Origin of the sequence: Paenarthrobacter sp. CM16, assembly GCF_013179505.1 — a bacterium.
Lineage (GTDB): Bacteria > Actinomycetota > Actinomycetes > Actinomycetales > Micrococcaceae > Arthrobacter.
This window is the reverse complement of the sequence record NZ_JABMCX010000403.1, coordinates 1-3317: the sequence shown is the minus strand read 5'-3', so window position 1 is coordinate 3317 and position 3317 is coordinate 1. Positions and strand designations below refer to the sequence as shown.

General features: G+C 61.6%; 1 protein-coding gene and 2 pseudogenes. All 3 read left to right on the top strand.

Going from position 1 to position 3317, the window contains the following annotated elements; genetic code table 11:
* A pseudogene (gene fusA, locus HP499_RS22475) lies at nt 1-263 on the top strand (elongation factor G); the annotation flags it as partial.
* Between the two features lie 231 nt (nt 264-494).
* Nucleotides 495-1685 (top strand): elongation factor Tu, encoded by a 1191-nt coding sequence (tuf, locus tag HP499_RS22470; protein ID WP_011775598.1) that lies wholly within the window; start codon nt 495-497, stop codon nt 1683-1685.
* Nucleotides 1686-1839: 154 nt separating this feature from the next.
* Nucleotides 1840-3317: pseudogene (locus HP499_RS22465) on the top strand (hypothetical protein); the annotation flags it as partial.

The following is a 3317-nucleotide window of genomic DNA, read 5'->3' as shown; positions in this document are numbered from 1 at the left end:
TTGAGGTCCGCACACCTGAGGAATACATGGGTGATGTTATTGGTGACCTGAACGCCCGCCGTGGCCAGATGCAGTCCATGGAAGACGCAGCAGGTGTGAAGGTTATCCGTGCACACGTTCCGCTGTCCGGCATGTTCGGCTACATCGGTGACCTCCGGTCCAAGACCCAGGGTCGCGCTGTGTACTCCATGACGTTCAACAGCTACGCGGAGGTCCCGAAGGCAGTAGCCGACGAGATCATCCAGAAAACCCGCGGCGAGTAATCTCCCGGTAACGGATGCAATTCCGGTATCGGGAAGGCATCTAAGCGCGTGAGGCGGGGCTGCGGCGAGAGCCGCGGCCCGGCCCCTGCGCAAACAGGCTCGAGGAACTACTATTGGTTCCTGAATCTGCAATTTCACCAAAACCAAGCCCCCAAGTAGACTTGCTAAAGTTTCTGCCGCGAAAAGCGCGGCCGAGGAGCACTTCACTTGAAATCGTTCTAGGAGGAACCTGTGGCAAAGGCAAAGTTCGAGCGGACTAAGCCGCACGTCAACATCGGCACCATTGGTCACGTTGACCACGGTAAGACGACGCTGACTGCCGCCATTTCCAAGGTGCTGTACGACCAGTACCCGGATCTCAACGAGCAGCGCGACTTCGCGTCGATTGACTCTGCTCCGGAAGAGCGCCAGCGCGGTATTACCATCAACATCTCCCACGTGGAGTACCAGACCGAGAAGCGCCACTACGCACACGTAGACGCCCCGGGTCACGCTGACTACATCAAGAACATGATCACCGGTGCTGCCCAGATGGACGGCGCAATCCTCGTGGTTGCTGCAACCGATGGTCCGATGGCTCAGACCCGTGAGCACGTTCTGCTCGCCCGCCAGGTTGGTGTTCCCTACCTGCTGGTCGCACTGAACAAGTCCGACATGGTTGATGACGAAGAACTCCTCGACCTCGTCGAAATGGAAGTTCGTGAGCTCCTGAGCTCGCAGGGCTTCGATGGCGATGAGGCTCCGGTTGTTCGCGTTTCCGGTCTCAAGGCTCTGGAAGGCGACCCGGTTTGGGTCAAGTCCGTCCAGGACCTGATGGCAGCTGTCGACGAGTCCGTTCCGGACCCCGTACGTGACCGCGACAAGCCGTTCCTGATGCCGATCGAAGACGTCTTCACGATCACCGGTCGTGGCACCGTTGTTACGGGCCGCGCCGAGCGTGGAACCCTCGCCATCAACTCCGAGGTTGAGATCGTTGGCATCCGCCCGATCCAGAAGACCACGGTTACCGGTATCGAGATGTTCCACAAGCAGCTCGACGAAGCATGGGCCGGCGAGAACTGTGGCCTCCTGCTCCGCGGTCTGAAGCGCGACGATGTCGAGCGTGGCCAGGTTGTCGTCAAGCCGGGTTCCATTACCCCGCACACCGACTTCGAGGCCAACGTCTACATCCTGTCCAAGGACGAAGGCGGACGTCACAACCCGTTCTACTCCAACTACCGCCCGCAGTTCTACTTCCGTACCACGGACGTAACCGGCGTTATCACCCTGCCGGAAGGCACGGAAATGGTTATGCCTGGCGACAACACTGAGATGACCGTTGCGCTCATCCAGCCGATCGCTATGGAAGAGGGCCTCGGCTTCGCTATCCGCGAAGGCGGCCGCACCGTTGGTTCGGGACGTGTCACCAGCATCATCAAGTAGTCACTACTTGTAGATCTGTGACCTTCCGGCCCAGCCGGTAGTCATTCAGGAAGAGCCCCACCGTTTCGGCGGTGGGGTTCTTTTTGGTACAGTTACTCTATCGAATGGATAAAGAGCGGTCCGCCGCTGAATCCAGCGCAACCAAGGAGCTTCCATGACTGCATTCCTTATACTGCTGCTCATCGTCATTGTTGGCGGTATTGGCTTTGCAGCCGGGCTAGCCAAAGGGCGCCGGGGTGCGGTTCCTGGCCCTTCCGTGGCGCCGGACAAGGCGGCCGACTACCACGCCGGTTTCCTTGCCGGCCATCTGGCCGGTTGGCGCGACGCCGAGGCCAGGAAGTCCACTGACATTCCTGTGCCGCAGCGTCCTGGCGCCGCGGCTCCAGCTGCTTCCGGGGCGGGTCTGCCAGTGATGCCTGCGTCGCCACCGGTTCAGCCGCCTACGCACGTGGGCGCACCGTTCGCTGCGCCCACCCAGACGCCGATGCCGATGCCCGCCCAGACGCCCATGCCGATGCCCGCCCCGATGCCGACGTCCGCGCGGACCCACATGCCGCCGTCAACGCTTCAACCGGCCCAAGCGGGTGCACGGTTCACAGCGCGGCCCCCCGTGCCGCCGTCGGGCATTCAGCCGCCCCCGGTCCAGCAGCGGCCCGTCGTGGCGGCACAACCGCAGTGGGCCGTAGCGCAACAGGCTCCGATCACCCGGGAAACTCCCGAGGCAGCGGCAGCGCGCAAGGCCAAGCGCGACCAACAGAACATCAACGTCACCCTCTATGTAGCCAGTCTTCTCTTGGTTGCTGCCGGTGCGCTGTTCGTTGGAACGAGCCTGCCGGCACTCTTCCGGTTCGCGGGCATCTGCTTCATCACCGCTCTGTTTTACGGCGCTGGTTTGATCATCCACGCAAAAATGCCCCGATTGCGTCCGGCTGCGGTTGCGTTCGTCGGAACGGGCTTGGCGCTCATCCCCGTCACGGGGCTGGCCATGTACAACTTTGTGCTCCCCAACGGTCCGGCAGCATGGCTGGTGACCTCTCTGATAGGGACAGCTGTGTATGCCTACACGGCAGTTCGGCTGGACAACAAGGTCCTGGCTTTCCTTTCCCTGAGCTTCGTTGTCTCTACCGCCTGGTCCGGAGTTTCCGTGCTGGGCGGGGCCTTGGTCTGGTACTTCACCGCACTGATCGGAATCGCCATCATTTTGACTCTGGCGGCGCTGATTCGTCCCCGGTGGCTGCCACCGCTCTATGTCCGACCGCTGATGGTGCTCCATCCCTATGTTGTCCCGTTGGTGGCACTTGCTGTCACGGTGACGCCGCAACTCCTGGCCAAGGGCGAATACCCGCTGGTCATGCTGATGTGTGGAATCTACTTTGCTGTGGTGGCCTTCATTCCACGGGCGCAGTACAGGCTTCAGCACGTTTACGGGGCGCGCGTAGCGCTGACGCTGGCGTTACTGGGCGTGGTGTGGGATGTGACCTCGGATATCAGTGGCGTGATGCTGGCCGCAGTGATTTGCTGTGGCGTGCAGTCCCTGGGAGTTGCCTTTGGGGGAGAGAGCCTGAAGCTGCGGTACTGGTGGAACGACGCCGTCTCCTGTCTGGGCCTGCAGTTGGCCACGGCTGCCGTCCT